General features: G+C 42.6%; 22 protein-coding genes. 14 read left to right on the forward strand and 8 right to left on the reverse strand.

Going from position 1 to position 20,596, the window contains the following annotated elements:
- Positions 1–131 precede the first annotated feature (131 nt).
- From D9X91_RS15830 to D9X91_RS15840, 3 genes are all read right to left on the reverse strand, one after another.
- Complete coding sequence (locus D9X91_RS15830) at positions 132–788, reverse strand: peroxiredoxin (RefSeq protein ID WP_121681627.1); 657 nt, start codon at positions 786–788, stop codon at positions 132–134.
- Positions 789–1,251: 463 nt separating this feature from the next.
- The gene (putP, locus tag D9X91_RS15835) at positions 1,252–2,733 is read right to left on the reverse strand and encodes a sodium/proline symporter PutP (RefSeq protein WP_121681628.1); all 1,482 of its coding nucleotides are present in this window, start codon (positions 2,731–2,733) and stop codon (positions 1,252–1,254) included.
- Between the two features lie 395 nt (positions 2,734–3,128).
- Complete coding sequence (locus tag D9X91_RS15840) at positions 3,129–3,485, reverse strand: cupin domain-containing protein (protein WP_121681629.1); 357 nt, start codon at positions 3,483–3,485, stop codon at positions 3,129–3,131.
- Between the two features lie 290 nt (positions 3,486–3,775).
- On the opposite strand from D9X91_RS15840, the gene gatC reads away from it, so the two are divergent.
- The 5 genes from gatC (at position 3,776) to D9X91_RS15865 (ending at position 10,103) form a co-directional block, all read left to right on the forward strand.
- A complete protein-coding gene (gene gatC, locus D9X91_RS15845) occupies positions 3,776–4,066 on the forward strand; it encodes an Asp-tRNA(Asn)/Glu-tRNA(Gln) amidotransferase subunit GatC (protein ID WP_121681630.1) in 291 nt (96 codons plus the stop codon).
- A gap of 12 nt (positions 4,067–4,078) precedes the next feature.
- Entirely contained in the window at positions 4,079–5,539 is a 1,461-nt protein-coding gene (gatA, locus tag D9X91_RS15850) for an Asp-tRNA(Asn)/Glu-tRNA(Gln) amidotransferase subunit GatA (protein ID WP_121681631.1), read from the forward strand.
- A 13-nt stretch (positions 5,540–5,552) separates the two neighbouring features.
- Positions 5,553–6,983 (forward strand): Asp-tRNA(Asn)/Glu-tRNA(Gln) amidotransferase subunit GatB, encoded by a 1,431-nt coding sequence (gene gatB, locus D9X91_RS15855; RefSeq protein WP_121681632.1) that lies wholly within the window; start codon positions 5,553–5,555, stop codon positions 6,981–6,983.
- A gap of 314 nt (positions 6,984–7,297) precedes the next feature.
- Positions 7,298–8,284: a nuclease-related domain-containing protein gene (locus D9X91_RS15860; protein ID WP_121681633.1), complete on the forward strand. Its 987-nt coding sequence runs from the start codon at positions 7,298–7,300 to the stop codon at positions 8,282–8,284.
- 163 nt (positions 8,285–8,447) lie between these two features.
- Positions 8,448–10,103: a M4 family metallopeptidase gene (locus tag D9X91_RS15865; RefSeq protein ID WP_407644202.1), complete on the forward strand. Its 1,656-nt coding sequence runs from the start codon at positions 8,448–8,450 to the stop codon at positions 10,101–10,103.
- Between the two features lie 46 nt (positions 10,104–10,149).
- On the opposite strand, the gene D9X91_RS15870 is transcribed toward D9X91_RS15865, so the two are convergent.
- Positions 10,150–10,506 carry a VOC family protein gene (locus D9X91_RS15870; RefSeq protein ID WP_121681634.1) on the reverse strand — a complete coding sequence of 119 codons (357 nt, stop codon included), beginning with the start codon at positions 10,504–10,506 and terminating at the stop codon, positions 10,150–10,152.
- Between the two features lie 138 nt (positions 10,507–10,644).
- On the opposite strand from D9X91_RS15870, the gene D9X91_RS15875 reads away from it, so the two are divergent.
- Together D9X91_RS15875 and D9X91_RS15880 are read left to right on the forward strand one after the other, a co-directional pair.
- Positions 10,645–11,799 carry a L,D-transpeptidase gene (locus D9X91_RS15875; RefSeq protein WP_121681635.1) on the forward strand — a complete coding sequence of 385 codons (1,155 nt, stop codon included), beginning with the start codon at positions 10,645–10,647 and terminating at the stop codon, positions 11,797–11,799.
- Positions 11,800–12,068: 269 nt separating this feature from the next.
- Complete coding sequence (locus D9X91_RS15880) at positions 12,069–12,497, forward strand: DUF4257 domain-containing protein (protein WP_121681636.1); 429 nt, start codon at positions 12,069–12,071, stop codon at positions 12,495–12,497.
- A gap of 254 nt (positions 12,498–12,751) precedes the next feature.
- Here the strand turns inward: D9X91_RS15880 and crcB (D9X91_RS15885) are convergent, their stop codons facing one another.
- Complete coding sequence (gene crcB / locus D9X91_RS15885; protein ID WP_121681637.1) at positions 12,752–13,108, reverse strand: fluoride efflux transporter CrcB; 357 nt, start codon at positions 13,106–13,108, stop codon at positions 12,752–12,754.
- Position 13,109: 1 nt separating this feature from the next.
- Positions 13,110–13,514, reverse strand: a complete 405-nt coding sequence (gene crcB, locus D9X91_RS15890) for a fluoride efflux transporter CrcB (protein WP_121681638.1) — start codon at positions 13,512–13,514, stop codon at positions 13,110–13,112.
- 344 nt (positions 13,515–13,858) lie between these two features.
- Between crcB (D9X91_RS15890) and D9X91_RS15895 the strand changes: the two genes are divergently transcribed.
- Positions 13,859–14,239, forward strand: coding sequence for a helix-turn-helix domain-containing protein (locus D9X91_RS15895; RefSeq protein WP_121681639.1), 381 nt, complete (start codon positions 13,859–13,861; stop codon positions 14,237–14,239).
- A gap of 318 nt (positions 14,240–14,557) precedes the next feature.
- Here the strand turns inward: D9X91_RS15895 and D9X91_RS22570 are convergent, their stop codons facing one another.
- Together D9X91_RS22570 and D9X91_RS15900 are read right to left on the reverse strand one after the other, a co-directional pair.
- Positions 14,558–14,704, reverse strand: coding sequence for a hypothetical protein (locus tag D9X91_RS22570; protein WP_158598343.1), 147 nt, complete (start codon positions 14,702–14,704; stop codon positions 14,558–14,560).
- Positions 14,705–14,926: 222 nt separating this feature from the next.
- A complete protein-coding gene (locus tag D9X91_RS15900; RefSeq protein WP_121681640.1) occupies positions 14,927–15,367 on the reverse strand; it encodes a hypothetical protein in 441 nt (146 codons plus the stop codon).
- Between the two features lie 414 nt (positions 15,368–15,781).
- Between D9X91_RS15900 and D9X91_RS15905 the strand changes: the two genes are divergently transcribed.
- From D9X91_RS15905 to D9X91_RS15930, 6 genes are all read left to right on the forward strand, one after another.
- On the forward strand, positions 15,782–16,579 hold the full coding sequence (locus tag D9X91_RS15905) for an arylamine N-acetyltransferase (RefSeq protein ID WP_121681641.1): 798 nt from the start codon (positions 15,782–15,784) through the stop codon (positions 16,577–16,579).
- Positions 16,580–16,608: 29 nt separating this feature from the next.
- On the forward strand, positions 16,609–17,133 hold the full coding sequence (locus tag D9X91_RS15910; RefSeq protein ID WP_158598344.1) for a DUF402 domain-containing protein: 525 nt from the start codon (positions 16,609–16,611) through the stop codon (positions 17,131–17,133).
- A gap of 137 nt (positions 17,134–17,270) precedes the next feature.
- Positions 17,271–17,813, forward strand: coding sequence for an RNA polymerase sigma factor (locus D9X91_RS15915; protein ID WP_121681643.1), 543 nt, complete (start codon positions 17,271–17,273; stop codon positions 17,811–17,813).
- Positions 17,813–18,301 carry a hypothetical protein gene (locus tag D9X91_RS15920; RefSeq protein ID WP_121681644.1) on the forward strand — a complete coding sequence of 163 codons (489 nt, stop codon included), beginning with the start codon at positions 17,813–17,815 and terminating at the stop codon, positions 18,299–18,301. The genes D9X91_RS15915 and D9X91_RS15920 overlap by 1 nt, the downstream gene beginning before the upstream one ends.
- A 1-nt stretch (position 18,302) precedes the next feature.
- Positions 18,303–19,382, forward strand: coding sequence for a hypothetical protein (locus D9X91_RS15925; protein WP_233569821.1), 1,080 nt, complete (start codon positions 18,303–18,305; stop codon positions 19,380–19,382).
- The gene (locus tag D9X91_RS15930; protein WP_121681646.1) at positions 19,382–20,299 is read left to right on the forward strand and encodes a hypothetical protein; all 918 of its coding nucleotides are present in this window, start codon (positions 19,382–19,384) and stop codon (positions 20,297–20,299) included. The genes D9X91_RS15925 and D9X91_RS15930 overlap by 1 nt, the downstream gene beginning before the upstream one ends.
- Positions 20,300–20,596: the final 297 nt, after the last annotated feature.

Below are 20,596 nucleotides of genomic sequence, written 5' to 3' on the forward strand. Positions count from 1 at the left end.
GGGCGGCCCGGATTACCTGCTCTTGCATATGCAGGCGAAAACAACTTCAGAAATGCTTTAATCATACTAAAAAGGCTGACCGATTTATCGGTCAGCTTTCTTTTTGAGGTTTCTGACATGATGATCGATGTTTAAGGCAGCCTTTTTTTACACAAATACCAGTCAATACATTCGAGGTCTTGCTGTTGTTCCCTTACTTTCATATCATCATGTGTTTTAGGCGGAGATAAAAGAACACTATCACCAGGATTCCAATTGGCAGGTGTCGGTGTTTTGTGTTTGTCTGTCGTCTTTAGTGCTTTTACGAGCCGGACAATTTCATCCATATTCCTGCCGGTGGTCAGCGGGTAATAAATAATGGAACGGACCTTTTGATTGTCGTCGATGACAAAGACGGCCCTGCTTGTTTCCGTTTGGCTTTCATCGGGCATGATCATTCCATAGGATGTGGCGACCTTCCGATCCAGGTCTGCAATAACAGGGAATTCTATGGATAGATTAAAGTTTTGTTCTATGTTTCGTATCCATGCAAGATGAGAAGAAACACTGTCCACACTCAACCCCAGTAATTCTACCCCTTCTTCCTTGAGCTGCGGATATATATGTTGAAATGCTACAAATTCAGTTGTGCAAACAGGTGTGAAGTCAGCTGGGTGAGAAAATAGAACGAACCACTTTCCTTTAAAGTCAGAGAGTGATAATTGGCCATGGGTGGTTTGTGCTGTGAAATCAGGTGCGGAAGAGCCGATTCTAGGGAGCTGATTGACTGTTTCTGATTCAACATTCATTAAGTATCCCTCCTCGAAAGATTACATACGGTGTTTTCCCTTGAGAAAATAAGATAAACATACCTTAATGGGTAAAAAACCTCTCGCTGAAGGGTTTAAAAAATTGTTTATTATTTTATGAAAAGGGAATACATCGTATAAATCAATGCGTGTTTTTGCAATGCTCTTTTCGTAAAGTTTGTTGCTATCCTTCAAAGGTTGTGTAAGGGTGATTTCCGCTGCAGGTTGCTCGTTTTCCGAGGGGCGTGCCGTGAGCCTCCTCGCTTTGCTGCGGGGTCTCACCTGGCCCGCTGTTCCCTCCGGAGACTCGCACCTTCCGCTCCAATCAACTTCTTATGATGAGTTATCTTAAAAAAACAGTTAAAAACAACAATCTTTGAGAAAACAGCCTTTTACAATGGAAGATGATATAAAAAAGAACCGATCCCTGAAGGAACCGGTTCTTCTATAAATGTTCCGCCGATTATTTGTGTTCGGCCTCCAATACTTCTTCCATTTCATTAAATGTTTCTTCAACAGCTTTCTTAGGACGGTTTGTGATGTTACTTACAACAATAACCGCGATTAAGCTTAGGAAGAAGCCTGGGATCATTTCGTACATGTAATCTTTTAATGCATCGACGCTAATCCAAATGACGACTGTAACTGCACCGACGATCATGCCGGCCAATGCGCCCCATTTTGTCATCCGTTTCCAGTACAAGCTTAGAAGGATGGCAGGTCCAAATGCAGAACCGAATCCAGCCCAAGCGTTACCAACGAGTCCTAGGATCGTGTCATTAGGCGTCAATGATAATAAGATACCAACGACTGCAACCAATAGTACTGCTAAACGACCAATCAACACAAGCTCTTTATCAGATGCATTACGGCGAAGGAATGCTTTATAGAAATCCTCCGTCAACGCACTGGACGTTACGAGGAGCTGTGAAGAAATTGTACTCATGATCGCAGCAAGGATGGCTGCCAGCAAGAATCCTGTAATATAAGGATTGAACAATACTTGTGCAAAATAGATGAAAATCGTTTCTGGATCATCCAGCGTAAGATTATTCATATGAATATAAGCAAGTCCGACTAAACCTGTAAGCAATGCACCGATGATGGAGATGATCATCCAAGTCATCGCGATGCGGCGAGCAGGCTTCAGTTCTTTAATAGAAGAAATGGCCATAAATCGAACGATGATATGCGGCTGTCCGAAATAGCCCAAGCCCCATGCAAGTAAAGAGATGATTCCAACAAAGGTTGTCCCTTTGAATAAATCGAGCAATGTCGGATCAATGCTTCTGACCTCATTAAATACAGTGGCAGTACCGCCTAGATCTGTAAAGGCCACAATCGGAACCATGACAAGAGCGACAAACATGATGCAGCCTTGTGCAAAGTCCGTTAAACTTACTGCCAAGAATCCGCCGAATAGTGTATAGCAGATTACGACAGCTGCCGTGATGAATAAGCCCATGCGGTAATCCAGTCCGAAGGCTGATTCGAATAGTGTTCCACCGGAAACCAGTCCTGCGGAAGTGTACAGGGTAAAGAAAATGATGATAACGATACCTGAAACAAAGCGTAGAATTCTGGACTTATCCATGAAGCGGTTTTCAAAGTAGTCTGGGATAGTAATGGAGTCATTTGCAACCACCGTATAGGTACGAAGACGAGGTGCCAACAATAGATAGTTCAAGTATGCCCCGATGGACAATCCTACCGCGATCCATGCCCCGGATAAACCGTCTACGTACATGGCACCGGGCAATCCCATTAGCATCCATCCACTCATGTCGGATGCACCTGCAGATAATGCAGTAACGGCTGGACCTAATCCACGTCCACCTAACATATATTCCGATAAGTTCCCAGTTGATTTTTTATATGCATAAAAACCAATTAGCAACATACCGACAAAGTAAATTCCTAACGATATTATCGTTCCTATTTCCACTTTATCTCTCCTTTGATGTTGTAATTTTTAAGAGCGGCTGAACGACGAACCGCCTGCTCTTAGCCTACGGTTCAATAACCTAACAAAGATTTACCCGATGTTCAAGGAATTGAAACATTTGAAACATTGTACGGAAGTCCGTTCACCCTATATGAGATAAGGGATGAGCGCTGGTTAAAAACAAATTAAAGTAAAACTATTCAGAATATACCGACATAAATATTATATAAATATTTAGTCAACTTTCGAGGCGTGTTCTGAAGGGTTTCAACGATATTATTTTTCTCCCATTTTTTCCACTTTAGTCAAAAAAATATTAAGTCGATTTATTTAGAATAACCTGCTTGGAAAACAAGCAGGTTCAAAAGAGGAAATAGGATATTATTCAATTGATATTAAAGGCTTTTTAAGTACGCTTCCGGATCAAATGCTTCACCCTCGATGACCATCGCAGTCATCCCATTCTCCGAACCCGATTCATGCTCTTCACCCGTATCCCAATAAACGGCCATCCCGGGTTTGACGGGGTGTGGTTCTTCGCCTTTTATTTTCACCCATCCCGTTCCTTCGACAACAAGAAAGAGTTGTGGACAAGTTGCCTGATGCATTCCAAGGACGCTGCTTGATTCGAAATGCATGCAGCCAATCTGAAACGGCGTTTGCGTCTTCAAAATCGGACTGATGCCAACCCCGCGGCTGTTGAAGCGGGTGATGCTTCTTTTTGTGTCTGGATCAAAGCGATAAAACTTCATATGATCAACCCCTTTTTCCTTCTATATAAAAGTATATTTTATTGTCCATATAATGAAGAGACTTGAATTCATAGGTAAAAAATGGTATGAACGATTCCTCTTTTTCACCATATTTGCAACAAGCCGAATGTTTTATCACATGGATAATCGGCCATCCTTGTGATATGTAGACTTCGTGGTACAATATAAATTGTTGGACTGTGTCTATTTGAAGTTGATACTAAACAAAGAATTTTGATATTATCAATATTATTGTATTTTTTGCTCGAATATTTTCGGAGGTGAAAGGAATGTCCAGAATTTCCAAAGACGAGGTAAAGCACGTTGCACACCTTGCCAGACTTGAATTTTCAGAACAAGAAGTTGAAAAATTCACGAATCAGCTTGATGCCATCATCGGCTTCGCAGAACAGCTGAATGAATTGGATACATCATCCGTTGAGCCGACATCCCACGTGCTTGATATGAAAAACGTCATGCGTGAGGATAAGCCGACGAAAGGTCTTCCTCGTGAAGAAGTGTTGAAGAATGCACCAGATCATCAAGATGGACAAGTACGTGTACCATCCGTCTTAGAATAAGGAGGGGTATTGATGTCATTATTTGACCATAAAGTTTCAGAGCTTCATGAGCTTTTACATAAGAAAGAAATCAGCGTCTCAGATCTTGTGAGTGAATCTTACCAAAGAATCGGAGCAGTGGAAGATCAAGTGAAGGCTTTTTTGACGCTTGATGAAGAACGTGCCCGTCAAAAAGCGAAGGAATTGGACGCCAAGCTTGGCACCGATGAATCAAAAGGACTGCTTTTCGGAATGCCAATCGGAATCAAGGATAACATCGTGACGAATGATCTCCGTACGACATGCGGCAGTAAAATCCTTGAGAATTTTAACCCGATTTATGATGCAACCGTCATAAACAAGCTTCATGCGGCGGAAACAGTAACGATTGGAAAGCTGAATATGGATGAATTCGCAATGGGGTCCTCCACAGAAAATTCCGGCTTCCAAAAGACTCGCAATCCTTGGAATCTTGAAACGGTTCCAGGTGGATCTTCAGGCGGATCTGCGGCATCCGTTGCAGCAGGAGAAGTATTATTTTCATTAGGTTCCGACACAGGCGGCTCCATCCGCCAGCCGGCAGCATTCTGCGGTGTGGTCGGATTGAAGCCTACATATGGCCGTGTTTCCCGTTTCGGCTTAGTGGCATTCGCCTCTTCATTGGACCAAATCGGACCGATCACTCGTACAGTTGAAGACAATGCCTATCTATTACAAGCGATTTCAGGTCTGGATCCGAATGATTCAACATCTGCCAATGTCGATGTGCCGAACTTTGCCGAGTCATTGACCGGGGATGTTAAAGGGCTGCGCATCGCTGTACCGAAAGAATATTTGGGTGAAGGCGTAAGCGAAGAAACGAGACAGTCCGTAATGAGTGCGTTAAAGGTGCTTGAAGGTCTTGGCGCAACTTGGGATGAAGTTTCCCTACCACATTCTAAATACGGGGTTGCAACCTATTATTTATTGGCATCTTCTGAAGCGTCTGCCAACTTGGCGCGTTTTGACGGGGTACGCTACGGTTATCGTTCCCCTAATGCCGAAAACTTGATGGAGCTTTATAAGAAAACACGTTCCGAAGGCTTCGGGGAAGAAGTGAAGCGCCGCATCATGCTCGGAACATTTGCATTAAGCTCAGGCTATTATGATGCGTACTATAAAAAAGCTCAGCAGGTCCGTACATTGATCAAAAAGGATTTCGAAGACGTATTCGAAAACTATGACGTCATCGTTGGACCTACGACACCGACACCAGCCTTTAAAATCGGTGAAAAAATCGATGATCCATTGACGATGTATGCCAATGATATTTTGACAATCCCAGTAAACTTGGCAGGCGTCCCGGGAATCTCCGTCCCTGCAGGTTTATCTTCCACTGGATTGCCGCTTGGATTGCAAATCATTGGAAAGCATTTCGATGAAAGCACAGTATACCGCGTGGCGCATGCATTTGAACAAGCAACAGATTTTCATACACAAAAACCAGGACTGTAAGGGGTGAAAACGAGTGAACTTTGAAACGATCATCGGACTTGAAGTCCATGTTGAATTAAAAACGGATTCGAAAATCTTCTCTCCTGCACCGGCGCACTTCGGGGCGGAGCCTAATACAAATACAAACGTGATCGACCTTGGCTACCCAGGTGTATTGCCGGTCTTGAACAAGCGTGCAGTCGATTTCGCGATGAAGGCTGCGATGGCATTGAACTGTGAAATCGCAACGGATACGAAATTTGACCGCAAAAACTATTTTTACCCGGACAATCCGAAAGCCTATCAAATCTCCCAATTTGATAAACCGATCGGCGAGCACGGCTGGATTGAAATCGAAGTAAACGGGAAAAAGAAAAAAATCGGGATCACCCGTCTTCATCTTGAAGAAGATGCCGGTAAGTTGACCCACTCCGGCGAAGGTTATTCCTTGGTCGATTACAACCGCCAAGGCACACCTCTCATTGAAATCGTATCCGAACCGGACATGAGGACGCCGGAAGAGGCTTATGCTTACTTGGAGAAATTGAAATCCATCATTCAATATACAGGCGTATCCGATTGTAAAATGGAAGAAGGATCCCTTCGCTGTGACGCGAACATCTCCCTTCGCCCGATCGGACAAGAACAATTTGGTACGAAGGCTGAATTGAAAAACTTGAATTCCTTCAACTTTGTCCGTAAAGGCCTTGAGTTTGAAGAGAAACGCCAAGAAAAAGAACTATTGTCCGGCGGCATCATCCAGCAGGAAACACGCCGTTTCGATGAATCCACTGGAAAGACCATTTTGATGCGCGTCAAGGAAGGTTCGGATGACTACCGCTACTTCCCTGAGCCAGATCTCCTGTCCCTTCATATCGACGAAGAGTGGAAGGAACGAGTACGTGCTGAGATCCCTGAACTTCCGGACCAGCGCCAAAAACGTTATGTCGAGGAATTGAACTTGCCGGCATACGATGCCATGGTATTGACGCTGACAAAAGAAATGTCCGATTTCTTTGAAGAAACCATCGCTGCCGGAGCCGATACGAAGCTTGCTTCCAACTGGCTCATGGGTGAAGTCTCCGCATACTTGAACGCTGAGCAAAAAGAGCTCCACGACGTCGCGTTGACGCCTGAGAGCTTGGCAGGAATGATCAAGCTGATTGAAAAAGGAACGATCTCTTCCAAAATCGCGAAGAAAGTCTTCAAGGAATTGGTTGAAAAAGGCGGAGACCCTGAAAAGATCGTCAAAGAAAAAGGACTCGTCCAAATTTCGGACGAAAGCGAGCTGTTGAAGATCGTCACCGAAATCCTCGATGCCAACGAACAATCCATCGAAGATTACAAAAATGGGAAGGACCGCGCACTAGGCTTCCTAGTCGGACAAATCATGAAAGCGACTAAAGGCCAGGCCAACCCGCCAATGGTCAACAAATTATTGATTCAAGAAATGGACAAACGATAAAAAGATTTGATTTGAAGAAGCTGGCCTCGGCCAGCTTTTTTTTGTTTGGGAAGGGTGCGTGCGAATATTTGATTGTTTGTGGTAGTGCGAAATTTGTCGTCTGTTGTCGGTTGGCCGATATCTTGTGGGTTTAGACCGATATATTTAGATTTAGACTGATAAATTTTAATTTAGACCGATATATGCAAGAAACAGACCGAAATATGTTTTTTTAGTATAAAACCGCTCAATTGATCTTTGAATTTTTACCAGTATTAAAGGATTTGAATGTTCCCTTAGAGAAATAAGAGGATAAATCGAGAAAGGAGAACTAAATGAACATAAAACCCCGTAAGTTTCCCCAATATTTGAATCATTTAGAAGCGCTGGATCGAAGATTAAAAGCCAATAATCAAAAATCAGAAAGAGTAAAAGAGGCACTTCGCAAAAGAAGAGCAGGGTTTAAAGGCGAAAAGGAATTAGATTATCACGTAGAGCTCCTTCCAGAAAAAGAATATTATATTCTAAATGACTTACGGCTTTTTGACGGGAGACAGTATTTTCAAATAGACACTCTGATCATTTCACGTCATTGCTACAATATTTTAGAGGTTAAAAATATTTCAGGCATTCTGCATTTCGACCCAAAGCTGAACCAATTGATTAGGGTTCAAGATGGGGTAGAAGAAGCCTTTCCTTATCCGCTTATCCAAGTTGATCGCCAAACATATCAATTAAAAAAGTTTTTAAAGCTTCATAATTTACCCGATCTCCCAGTGAAATCATCGGTTGTTATTGGAAATCTCCGAACAATTATCAAAATGACCTCTCATAGTAATCAAATTATTGAAAAAATTATTCATAGTGCGAAGGTTCCTTTAGAAATCTTATCTCTGACAAAAAAGATTCCTAAAACATTAAATGATCTTCAGCAGTTGAAAAGAATATCTAAAAAGATTTGTAAATTAAATGTTGAACTACAAAGAAATGCTAGAGAAATGATGGGGATACCAATCTCTGATATTTTAACAGGAGTTCAATGCACAAAATGTTTGGGTCTCCCCATGAATCGTTTGAGAGGGACCTGGTGCTGTCAGTTGTGTGGTCATCATTCAAAAAATGCCCATATTAAAGCACTAAGTGATTATTTACTTTTAATTGATAATAAAATCACGAACAAAGAGACTCGAGACTTTCTGCACATACAATCCCGAACTATCGCAAAAAAACTCCTCACCTCCCTAAATCTCCCGCAAATCGGCACCAACAAAGGCCGAATCTATTACCTTGATCACGATATATTCACGCCATTTTCCAAATGAAATTACTAATATGCCTACAATTATAAAAAACAGTCTAATACTCCCGTGTGTATTTTTGAGAAACAGAAAAAATAAGTAATATTTAACTATTTTAAATATTTGTTATTTTCTGTATATTTTAGCTTGTACTCATAAAATCAATGAAAAGAGGAGTGTTGTTTAGTTGAAAAAACATTTGGTCACGTTTGGTTTGGTTGCAGGGCTTGTGATGAGTCCGACGCTGTCCACTTATGCTGCAGGGTCTGCCGGTTTGTCTGAGAAGGTGAATTGGAGCCACAAAGTAGGTACGCCGGAATTCGTATCAGGAAAATTGACAAAAGCATCTTCTGCATCTCCTGAAGCGATTGTTTTTGATTATTTTAACGGGAAGAAAGGGACGTTCAAGTTTTCTGGCGATGCGAAGAATTCCTTTAAGATCATCGGCAAGCAGAAGGACGAGCTAGGATTTACAGTTCTACGCCTTCAGCAGGTTTATCAAGGGACGCCTGTCTTCGGGTCTGTCGTGACGGCGCATGTCAACAAGGAGGGTGTGCTTACAGCGGTTTCCGGAGCTGTTCAACCAAATCTGGACACGAAGGCATCTTTAAAGTCATCCCACAAGCTTGCCAAGAAAGAAGCCATCCAAATGGGTGAGTCCGATTTAGTTCAAGCGGTTGGATCACAGCCAGACTATGAATATGCCCCGAAAGCAGAATTCGTCATCTTCATGAAGGATGATGCCGCACATTTTGCCTATCATGTAAACTATAACTTCTTATCACCGGAACCAGGCAACTGGGACTACTTTGTCGATGCTTCCTCAGGTGAAATTCTATCAAAATATAATTCTATCGATCATGCCAAACCGGGCGGCGGAGGCGGAGCCACTGGAGGCACCAATACGGTCGGAACCGGTACTGGTGTATTGGGAGATCAGAAATCAGTGAATACAACTCTATCTGGATCCACTTATTACTTGCAGGATAATACACGCGGGCAGGGGATATATACGTATGACGCCAAAAATCGCCAAAGGCTCCCAGGTTCATTATGGACAGATGCAGATGATGTGTTCAATGCTTCCTATGATGCGGCTGCAGTCGATGCCCACTACTATGCAGGTGTGACATACGACTATTATAAAAATGTGTTCAACCGCAATAGCTATGATGGAAATGGTGCTGCCTTGAAAGCGTCCGTCCATTATGGCCGCAGCTATAACAATGCATTCTGGAATGGCCAGCAAATGGTATACGGTGATGGAGACGGTACAAACTTCATTGAATTTTCCGGTGGCATCGATGTCGTCGCTCACGAGTTGACTCATGCGGTCACGGAAAGAACGGCTGGATTGGTCTACTCTGGAGAGTCAGGCGCCATCAATGAATCCATTTCTGATATTTTTGGTACTCTAGTAGAATTCTATTCGAACAATAATCCGGATTGGGAAATCGGCGAGGATATTTATACGCCGAACAAGCAGGGGGATGCTCTAAGGTCGATGTCAGATCCTACGAAATATGGAGATCCTGACAATTATGCCAATCGCTATACCGGCACGAGCGACAATGGCGGCGTCCATACGAATAGCGGTATAAGCAATAAGGCTGCCTATCTTCTCAGCCAAGGCGGGACTGCATACGGTGTGAAGGTGACAGGAGTCGGTACAAGCAAAACGGGTGCGATCTTCTATCGGGCATTGACTCAATATTTGACACCTAATGCAACATTCAGCCAACTTCGGGCGGCAGCGGTTCAATCCGCTTCAGATCTATACGGATCCAGCAGCCAGGAAGTCAGCAGCGTGAACGCAGCATTTGATGCAGTCGGCGTTCATTAATCCATATGATATAAGGGATGTCCAACAATTGGACATCCCTTTTCCATTATTTCTGTTCAATCAACCCGACGCCCATTCCGACGGGGTCGACAATATAGGCGAGATAAAACTCATCAAACTCCATTTTTTCACGGACGATTTGTGCCCCGTTATTTTTGGCTTCCTCCAGAGCTTGATCAATGGAGTCCACTTCCAATTGAAGGCGGACGCCGTGCGGATAGTCGCTCGGTCCCAAGGCGATGCCGCCGTTGATTCCATTTTCCCCGTTTGCTTGACTACCCGTATCCACCGGATGATATCCCCAATTGGCTTCGCCTACTTTCCATCCAAATACCTTTGAATAAAAATTGGATGCCTTTTCAGGGTCTTGTGTGCTGATTTCAAATGCAACGACTTTTGCCATTTTCACCCTCCTAAAATGATTGTTCTACTTATAGACGATTCAAGCTGTAAAAAGTTCAGTATTTTAAGAAACTTTTTATGTTTGACATGACATAAAAGTCGATTCTGGGAGTAGTAATGAATAGGGGGTGGTAGACTATTGGACGACTTAAAGAAGCATTTGACTGAAATTCGGCCGTATACGTATGTGGCAAACAGTGATCCCAATTATGTAGAGAAATGTCTGAAGTTCTTTCCGAAAGACCGCCTTTTGTTGTATAATCACGCCCATCAATTGCTGGATAAAGGGAAATTAGCAGAAGGGATCAAGTATTTGCAAAAGTCGAGCGATCTCGGATATATCCAGGCCAAGAGAGATTTAGAGCTGTTGAATAAATTCAATGACTGGCCGAGAGCCAATCCAAAAGAAAAGATAAGAGAATCAAGTTTATGGAAATGGCTGCTGGCGCTCTTTTTGCTGGTATTATTCCTTTTTATCCTATTGGCAGGTTGGAAATATATCGAAAATAAATTTTTCATAGAGAAGAATGATTATTTTTATCAGTATCATGAATATCATCAGCCTTCCCCGGATGATCAAAAGACAGATGGGGCAGCCCTCCTTGGCAGTGACAAGGATTCCATCAAAGGGGAGGTGCCGATGCTCGCAGCATCGAATGCCATCTTCCGATATAAGGAAATGCATGGTGCGTTCCCAGCAAGCCTCGACGAGTTAACCGGCGGGGCTCCTTCTAATTTTCTCTCCAAATGGGAGGGGATCGAGAACGATGTCCCTGCAGGGCTCTTGAATGGAAGTGGAGAAAGTGCGGATGGAGGCCAAGCACAATGGATGGAAAGTAGATTGGAGCTCCACTTTTACCCGGAGGCCAATAAGCTTTTGCTGGTGAAAGCCGGTGCTCCTGCTAAGAGGATGGTTTTAGGGTCCTTCACGGTGGCATCGGGGAAGCAGCCGCTGCCATTCGATCACAACAAAGTTTCGCAACGCGTTGTGAATCCGAATGGAGGCGACAGAATGCTTGGGACGAGGGGGCTTGTATTATCTGATGGCTATGCCATTCACGGGACGAATGATCCTTTGTCTATCGGGAAAAAAGTGACGCACGGGTGCATCCGTCTGTCCAACGCTGATATTGAAACGTTATATCCGTATGTTTCGATAGGAACTCCATTTGTGGTGGAGAAGGGGCTGCCGGACCCGCCGTTGTTTGCAAGCGGATTGCCGCAGTTGAAGCTGACGGCTGCACAGCTTCAAAAAGAGGAAGATAAGGGAACTCGATTCATTTGGAGAAACTAGGATGAATTTGCCTCCAAAACCTTTGTGAATGCTGAATTGCGCCATTTTCCCGCTAGCCTAAATTACATGTCTGCCGAACAGCTTGTTTCCTCCTTTTGGAGTACTATAAAGGTGGGATGGAGGCCTGATGCCATTAGGGTTGTGACTTTAATCACGAGTTTGTGCAAAATATGATTTCCTTTATTTTGAAAAAATGCTCCTAATTGTCCATTCAGAATATTCTGTCAATAATATATAATAATAGTAAATCATTCCAGAGGGTGTATGGTATGTCCTTAATTGAAATGATCGTGTTGCCGATGTTAATGGGAGGTATCGGGGGGTTAGGACACATTTTAGTTTTTAAGGATGGAGAATTTACGTTTCCTCGGAAGTTTGTGACAGAGAATGGAGAAACACATTACGTTTTTGGATCGATCAAGGACATTTTGATTGGCATCATTGCTGGTTTGCTATCCGTGTTGCCGGTGGCTGAGTCAGTTCCCATCTGGTATGTCGTTTACATTAGTCTTGTGTCAGGAATAGGGGGCAGCTCTGTAATTACAAGAAAGTTGGAACAAAGTTTAGAGCGTACGAAGGATTACTATCTTGGAGAGCTAGCTAGATATAGACTTGAGACAAAGTCCGATCACGGATCTACTAAACACAATGAGGTGAACCCGGTTGACGATGTCGAAGGAAGAGAAAGTCAAGGTTGAATTACCCCCGGAAAAATTAAAGGAAGCTGAGGATTTCATTAAAAAGATAAAGGAAGCAGAGAGTAAAGCGGAAGTGAGATACTACTACCATAAAGTGAAGACTATCATAGATGCGCACTTGGAATAGTATTTTCACACTTAATTCATCCGATCTTCCAGCAAGCCCCTTTCATTTTTCACAGGGGGTTTTTATTTTGTCACGGAATCCAGCCCTGCCCTTTGGTGCCTGTCACTAAAGGGCAGGGCTGGATTTTTCATAGGCTGGATCCGAGATGGATGCCTAAGAATGCAGCGGAAATTCCAATTGTATAGGTGACCAGCAGGTAGGAAATCAATGTGCTGTGATTTTTCCCTTCCCTTAGCTGGATATTTTCAAGCTTAAAGGTGGAGAAAGTAGTGAATGCCCCCATGAACCCCGTACCAAGAAGCGAATAGGCAGAGGAGGCCATGCCTGATCCAACCAATATCCCAAGCAAAAATGCACCTAACAGATTGACTGTCAATGTGGCAAGGGGGAATGTGGTTGGATAGACCTTTTTAAAACAGAGGGAAATGCTGTATCTTGCTATGGCGCCAAAAAAGCCGCCGACCGCAATCAAAAGAACATTCATCTTATAAGTCACCTCTTTCCGCTGCTGCAGGTTTTTTAATTGTCGTCTCCAGCTTATATCCAAGCCAGGACATGAAGAGGCCACCGATCATGCTGAGCATGATATAAGCGTAGGCCGTGCCATAATGGTTTTCCTGCATCAATTGGACACTTTCCACACTGAAGGTGGAAAAGGTAGTGAAGGAACCTATCATTCCCGTTCCGACGCCCGTCAAAATATGCGGGTGCAGCTTTTTCATCTTTATGTATGACGATGTAAACCAGCCCAGGATAAAGCATCCGAGCAAATTAGCGATCAACGTACCCAAAGGGAAATGTACATTCCACAGATGATTGCTTCCTATTCCGACGAGAAAGCGGAGAAGGCTGCCAATTGCTCCCCCGACTCCCACAGCGATAAAATTCATTAAGTTTCACTTCTTTCAAACATAAATTTCAATCATTATTAGGGTTTTTCTGAAAAATTGCTGTTTTTCATTACGAGCATCCTGCAGTGGAAAGCAGCTAAAACCAATTTTTAATAGCAAAAAAAGGGATGAATAGAGCCAGATTTAATGACAATCTTTGAAAATAAGTATATCGTTTTTTGATATTCAATCAAAGTACGTTATGATAGGTATAATATTCGGAAGCAGCCAGCCTTCATCAAAGACAAAAATTGGACATAATCCAAAAATTGGAGCATGTTCATGTGTTCACTAAACTCTTTAGTCACGGTAATATATCTAATAGGACTGGAGGGCTTTTCGAAATGATACATCAGAAAACCAATGAGATTATCAAAGAAACACTCATGACATATCCTCACAAAGTAAATGTGAAACTCGGGAAAATCCTGAAGGAAAGAGGAATGACACAAGGTGATCTTCATCGGTTAACAGGACTGCGCGTAGCAACGATTAATGAACTGGTTCATTTCAAGAAAAAATCCTTGACTGTCGCTCACTTGATATCCATCATGATAGCTTTAAGGATCTGGGATATTCGCGAGTTGATAGAAATCGAATTTGATAATGAAGTAGTGGAGTATTTTAAAAAAGAACGTTCGGTTATGTTAAAAGGTTTTACAGAAGACCTGGAGAAAACGATGAAAGAAAATGTTCAAAAAATGAATGATGGGAAATCGATTTAATCAACGTCATTATGAAGATTGTTTGCATTCACAGCCCCTATAAGTAATCATTACTGAATTCTTTTTTATTTTCGCTCTTTTCTCATACATTGTTGCTTTTGCTAATAAAGTAAGCAAAGTTTCAACTTCAAAATCGTATATTGGGAGAAAAGAGCTGGAAAACTTTCATTCAACGAACAAAATGGCTATTTTGTTCGTTAAAATCGGCATTAGGATTTTAACAACAATCTTTACGAAAACAGCCATTATAGCGAAAATGGAGTATAGCCGCTTCGGACTATACTCCATTTTTTATTCGTTATATGAAAATGATTTCTATTAAAAATCAAAATCTTTTTCTTTCTTTTTTGTCAGTTCTTCTTTTAAATCTTTTACCGTATCATTCAAATCAATCACTTCATTCTTTGTCTTGATTAATTCGTATAAGATGAAAATGCCAACTATGGCAATCACGATATTAAACATCATGAAACCCCCAATATTTTAATCCATCTCCTATGTTATACAATAAATAACATACTTTTCAAGAACCAAAGGTATGATTCTTCAAGACAAAGGGCCTAATTGGCGGGATTGGTTCGGCTCGTTTTTCCTGATAATTCAATTATGCCGACCCAGTACCTGTATTTTCTGCAAAAAACAAGCCCCCCACCTTGGTGCCTGTCACCAAGGGTGGGGGGCTCTTTATTAGGTAGCCACATTGATTTGAACGGTTGACGGTATTAAATAGGGCTGATGAGGCTTGCCGGGATGGGTGACTTCGTATTTTGATGGAAGTTCCACCACGTTTTTAATCTCTTGATTTTGGACAAAGACCAGCAGGGAGATGTCGTCCCGATAGTGAATGCCATAAGGTTTAAGGTCCTGGGATCGCGGACCGAGATGCTGTTTGATTTCTTTTTCAGGAGTATATGGTGGGAAAATATAGACTTTGTCAAAGGAAAGATTCAAGTCTTTCGAGAAGTTAATATGTAATTGGCCGTTGTGCTCATGCTTTTGGATGTAACCAATCACTTTTTTTTCGAGTTCGATCTTTCTTGCCTCTTTGTTCGCACTGTCAATGATGAGTAAACCGTATAATACGAGAGCTGCTATCAATATGGATATAAAAGTTTTTCTTCTGCGCATTTCACCGGCTCCTCAAAAATCGTCTATTTATTAGTATAGACGATTGAGATGCTCAATTGGTTTCACATCGTTAACAAAAACTGCTAAACTTTGATTTTTCCCGAGTCTTTTTGAAAAAAATGAAGAACGATAGAAATTGATTTTCGTCGTTTTCACTAGTAAAATCGGTAAAAAGACATTTCAAACTTAACGTTTTCAATTAGCGCTAACATCATTGACAGATTCAACACCACAAGTCTTCGTTTTATCATATTAGTGTCATTTCATTGTCACATAAGAATTGTTTAATAGAAGATGAGAAGGGAATGAGCCCAGTATTGGCTCTTGGAGTCACGGATTAGGGATTCTATTTCGTTCACAGACTTTACTAGGCATGTTTTTTTGAACTTAGCATAGGATGGAAGAGTGATAAAGATGAATGATACGATAAATCAATATTTGAATTGTTTACGGATTGGAGTGGAATCGCCAAGCTTGAATTATTTGCAAAGGCTGATTCAACAGCACTTGTTTCGAGTGCCATATGAAACCTTCAGTAAGTTTCACTACTATTCAATCGATCCCCGGTATGTCCCTTCGCTGGATATATTCGTTCAGAATTTAACTGAAAAGGGGTGGGGCGGCACATGCTTCACCTTGAACATAAATTTTGCCAGACTTTTAAAGGCCTTGCAGTTCGATTGCCACCTTGTGAGGGTCAAGCCCGGACATTTGGCCTTAATGGTGATCCTGGGCTCCAAAAAGTTTTATGCGGATGTAGGCTATGGTTCTCCGATCATGAAGCCTATCGAACTTGAAGCGAAAAGGCAGCACACCCTCCATGGTTTTGGTGAGGATATCATTTTCACGCAAAAAAGCAAGGACATTTATGAGGTTGACAGGCGTGCAAATGGGAAGTCTTTTGTGAGAAAAGAGATCGAATGGAAGCCGCTTACGGAAGAGGACATCATCAATGATATCGAATGCTCTTATCTCGATGATGATGAAAACCAAACGATGCGAAGGATAACAGCAGTCCGTTTTAATGGGCACGAATGCTACTTTTTAAGGGACCATTCTTTGAAGGTCATGACCTATCGCAATATATCAGAAATCAATCTCCAGGATATTCACAAGTGGAAGAAGTATGTTCAGGAAGTCTATAAAATTGATGAAAATTCACTTGATGAGTCCATCCGGTTTTTAAAGCAGCGTGGTGTTTCATTGTTTTAATGGATTCTCAAGGATGCCGGGAGGGGCAAATGAAGAAAAAGTATGGTGATCGTCTAGATTGGAAACGCGTGAAACAACGAAACTATCATGTGCGTGTGCTCGGCAATCATGGCAATCTTACATATGAAACAAGACTCGATCTTCAGAAAGTCTCACCTTCTCTTTATGTTCAGTATGATCAGCAAAGGATCTGTATTGCCGCAGATGGCTACACCTGGATCCAGTGGTTTCGGTTTGAGCTTCCATACACCTTGACCGCGATGATCGATGAAACGGGGAAAGTGGTCCAATATTATTATGATCTGTGCTTCGATCAGGGCTTCGATGCTAAAAGGAACTCCCCTTGGTACTTGGATGCGTATCTAGACCTCGTGCTCCTGCCTGATAAGCAAATGTACATTTTGGATGAGGATGATCTTGAGGAAGCGGTGAATACGAAACAAATGTCTAGCGATCAAGCTCAAAGCGTGCAAGTTTCCCTGCATCACCTCATTCACTCCATTCAAAGCAGCACTGAACCACTTTTACAACAGTATCAAACATGCTCTGATTGAAAATCACCCCTGTACCTTTGGTGCCTGTCACCAAGGGGCAGGGGTGATTTATTTATTTTTTTTGGATTTTGTGTAGGGGGGTGTCTGGTGAAGTTCGTCTATTTTAGTGAACAGACGTCGAGAGGGGGGAGAGTTTATTGGATCAGTCGTTGATCGAACAGGTGCTTAAGGGGAATGATCATGCGTTCCGGATCATCATTGAAAGATACCGACAGGATCTCTTTCGAAGCATCTATGCCATTTTACGAAACCAAAAGGATTCAGAGGATGCGCTTCAGGAAGTTTTCATCAAAATATACACTTCTCTCCCCCGATATGAGAATCAAGGCTTCAAGACATGGATTACGAGGATTGCCGTCAATCATGCCATTGATATGAAACGGAAGCAGCAAAGAAGGCGGGAGAATCTGAACGAGGATATTGAACAAACAATCTCGGATGATCTTCAGCTTGAAAGCTTGGAGGCGAATATTTTAAAAAAGGAAAAGGTATTGCTGCTTCGTCGAAAGCTTGACGATTTGCCAGACAATTATCGAGATGTGATATATGGATTTTACATAGAAGAGAAAACATATCAGCAGCTTGCAAGTGAACAGCATCAGCAAGTTAAGACGATTGAAACGAAATTATACAGAGCTAGGCAATGGATGAAAAAGCATTGGAAGGAGGATGATTTCTGATGAATCATATCCCTTATGAAAAATGGCTTTTATATGTTAAGGATGAGTTGCCTCGGGGCATGAAGAATGAATATGAGGACCATATGTATGAGTGTGACCATTGTATGGCGCTTTATATGAAGGCAGTCGAAGCATGGGAAGATGATTTTCCCGCCATTCGGGATGGAGCTGCCATCACCAATTCCATCATGGATGAAATCATGCAGATTTCCACGGTCATATCTCCAGCAAAAGAAGAGGGGTATTCGCAGCAGAAAGATAAGATCAAAACGGGTGCATTTCATCAAAAGCCCATTTTCCATTATGTTGTTGCAGCGGCTATGACGCTCCTGCTGATGTCTTCCGGCATCTTCCAGACGATATCGTCATATGTAAATCAGTTCGAGCAATCTGCCCAGCAGCCGAATACATCGTTTACAAAACATATCATGAATAAAACAGTATCCATCGTTGACCGGGTGGAAAATGAATCCAAGGAGGAGAAATAATTTGAAAAACCCTATCATTGCATTCTTATTGGCCTTCTTTCCAGGAGGAGGACTGTTGTATCTTGGAAAAGTAATAAGGGGGCTTGCCTATACATTTGCTGTATTTGGATTACCGATCATCATGTTCATCGGCATGAAGTTAACATATGGGGATGGGTTCTTCATCCTCTTTGGATTAGGTGGACTCCTGATTTATTTAATCAACTTCATCGATACAGCCATCACTGCTTCAAGACTTTATCAAACGCCTTCTAAGGATGAGGTCGATCGCACGTCCACAAATCAGGAATCAGAAAGATTCTTTACGATCATCCTGTCCTTTGTTCCAGGACTTGGCCACTTCCAGCTTGGGTTGATGAATCGTGGAATCAGTTTTTTGGCAGCGTTCTTAGGGCTTGGGGTCATGGTTCTATTCATTACGTTCCTATCCCACCGTGAGGAATTTGTTGTGTTTCTTGCATTTCTTCCTATGATTTGGGTCTACAACTTTTTTGATGCAATGCAGCAGTTGAATAAGAAACAGCGTGGAGAAGCATTAATGGATCGTTCCATCATGGAAGACTTTGAAGAGCGCCGAGAAAGCGGGAAAAAGAGTAAATCGGTCGCCACATTTCTCTCCATCTTCCCTGGCGCCGGCCACCTTTATTTGGGACTCCAGAAGAGAGGGGTCCAATTGATGGCAGGGTTCCTGTTTTCCATTTATATTTTGGACGTCTTGCGGCTGGGGATCTTCCTTTTCCTTGTTCCGATCATTTGGTTTTACAGCTTTTTTGACGGACTCCAGAAGGCATCGAAGGCGGGCCAGGAAGAGCTGGAGGACAGACCGGTCATTTATTATTTGATCAATCATCAGCGGTGGATCGGGATCGGACTGCTGCTGCTGGGCCTCTATTATTTGACGAGCAATGTACTTGTACCTGCGCTGACACCGGTGCTATACAACATCATAAATATCGATTTGACTTTCTGGTTTGACCGCTATTTCCAAACAGGGGTCGTCAGCGTCATTTTAATTGCAGGCGGAATCAAGCTGATGTTGGGAACGAAAAGAAAACCGAATGAACAGAAGGTGGCAGAATAATGAGAACTTGGCGTGTCGGAACGATTACTATGGGAGCAGCACTTCTGTTCCTGGGGGTATTTTTGCTGCTGATAGGAGTATTGGATATTGACGGTACGCAAGTGATGATGGCGTGGTGGCCGGTTCTATTAATCATCCTCGGAGGAGAGATCCTTGTATTTCTTTATTTGAAAAAGGATGAAAAAGCATCGCTGAAATTTGATTTGCTCAGCATCTTTTTTGTAGGACTGATTGGAACAATCGGCATCGGCCTTTCCGCTTTAACGGCAACAGGAGTATTGGCAAAGGTTACGGATACGATGAATGCTGAAATAAGAACAGAGGATCTTCCGGCATTTAATCAAACGTTTGATCAAGGGATAAAAAGGGTGGTCATACAAGCTGGAGAGCAGCCATTAACGATTGAAGGCTCGAGTGGAAGCGCCCTTTCCATCTTCGGTACCTACCGGGCGGACATGATGAAAGGCAAAAGCTTGATCAGCAAATCGCAGGATTACGTTCAGTCTGAAAAACATGGAGATACGTTATACCTCACATTGAAAAGGCCGCCTGCAATCATTCGGCCATTCGATACTTCTGCAGAATTGTCAGCTACCGTTGTCGTTCCCAGTAAGTTAATGCTTGAGGTGGAAGCCGGCCAGCAATCCATCTCTTTGAAACCTAGGAAGATGATTACGAACTGGACCATCCATAATGGCGGAGATGTCTCCATCCAAGTTTCACCAAAAACGGATATGACAGTTTACGCCGATCATGTGGAAAGCTTTGGGGAAGCTGAAGGATGGGTCCCTGCAGCAAGCAAGAATACAGGGGATCACTCAGGCAGCCAGTCTTCAGCCGTCCTTAAAATAGGAAAAGGCACCAATTCATTGTCCATCGACCATTCATACAGCATCAACATCATCCACCAAAACTAACCCCAGCCCCCCTCTCACAGGTGCCTGTCACCAAGGAGGGGGGCTGTTATATGAAGGCTCTTTTCTCAAAAGATTGTGGTTTTAACAGTTTTTCTCTCAAAAAACTCATCATATGATGTTGATCGGAGGGGAAAGTGCGAAACTCCGGAGGGGAAAGAGGGCCCCTTGGAAAGCGAGCATCCTGCAGCGGAAATCAACCTTACACAACCTTTAATGTATAGCAGCAAACTTTACGAAAAGAGCGTTTGTAAAAAAGTGGATTTTCAATTAATTGTAAAGATTGATTTTCCTTTGGCC

Source organism: Falsibacillus albus, from assembly GCF_003668575.1.
Taxonomy (GTDB): domain Bacteria; phylum Bacillota; class Bacilli; order Bacillales; family DSM-25281; genus Falsibacillus; species Falsibacillus albus.

Coding starts and splice junctions, on each gene's coding strand:
- D9X91_RS15830 (WP_121681627.1), bottom strand. CDS start 788: ATGAATGTTGAATCAGAAACAGTCAATCAGCTCCCTAGAATCGGCTCT.
- D9X91_RS15840 (WP_121681629.1), bottom strand. CDS start 3,485: ATGAAGTTTTATCGCTTTGATCCAGACACAAAAAGAAGCATCACCCGC.
- gatC (WP_121681630.1), top strand. CDS start 3,776: ATGTCCAGAATTTCCAAAGACGAGGTAAAGCACGTTGCACACCTTGCC.
- gatA (WP_121681631.1), top strand. CDS start 4,079: ATGTCATTATTTGACCATAAAGTTTCAGAGCTTCATGAGCTTTTACAT.
- D9X91_RS15860 (WP_121681633.1), top strand. CDS start 7,298: ATGAACATAAAACCCCGTAAGTTTCCCCAATATTTGAATCATTTAGAA.
- D9X91_RS15870 (WP_121681634.1), bottom strand. CDS start 10,506: ATGGCAAAAGTCGTTGCATTTGAAATCAGCACACAAGACCCTGAAAAG.
- D9X91_RS15880 (WP_121681636.1), top strand. CDS start 12,069: ATGTCCTTAATTGAAATGATCGTGTTGCCGATGTTAATGGGAGGTATC.
- crcB (WP_121681637.1), bottom strand. CDS start 13,108: ATGAATGTTCTTTTGATTGCGGTCGGCGGCTTTTTTGGCGCCATAGCA.
- crcB (WP_121681638.1), bottom strand. CDS start 13,514: ATGAATTTTATCGCTGTGGGAGTCGGGGGAGCAATTGGCAGCCTTCTC.
- D9X91_RS15895 (WP_121681639.1), top strand. CDS start 13,859: ATGATACATCAGAAAACCAATGAGATTATCAAAGAAACACTCATGACA.
- D9X91_RS22570 (WP_158598343.1), bottom strand. CDS start 14,704: ATGTTTAATATCGTGATTGCCATAGTTGGCATTTTCATCTTATACGAA.
- D9X91_RS15900 (WP_121681640.1), bottom strand. CDS start 15,367: ATGCGCAGAAGAAAAACTTTTATATCCATATTGATAGCAGCTCTCGTA.
- D9X91_RS15905 (WP_121681641.1), top strand. CDS start 15,782: ATGAATGATACGATAAATCAATATTTGAATTGTTTACGGATTGGAGTG.
- D9X91_RS15910 (WP_158598344.1), top strand. CDS start 16,609: ATGAAGAAAAAGTATGGTGATCGTCTAGATTGGAAACGCGTGAAACAA.
- D9X91_RS15920 (WP_121681644.1), top strand. CDS start 17,813: ATGAATCATATCCCTTATGAAAAATGGCTTTTATATGTTAAGGATGAG.
- D9X91_RS15930 (WP_121681646.1), top strand. CDS start 19,382: ATGAGAACTTGGCGTGTCGGAACGATTACTATGGGAGCAGCACTTCTG.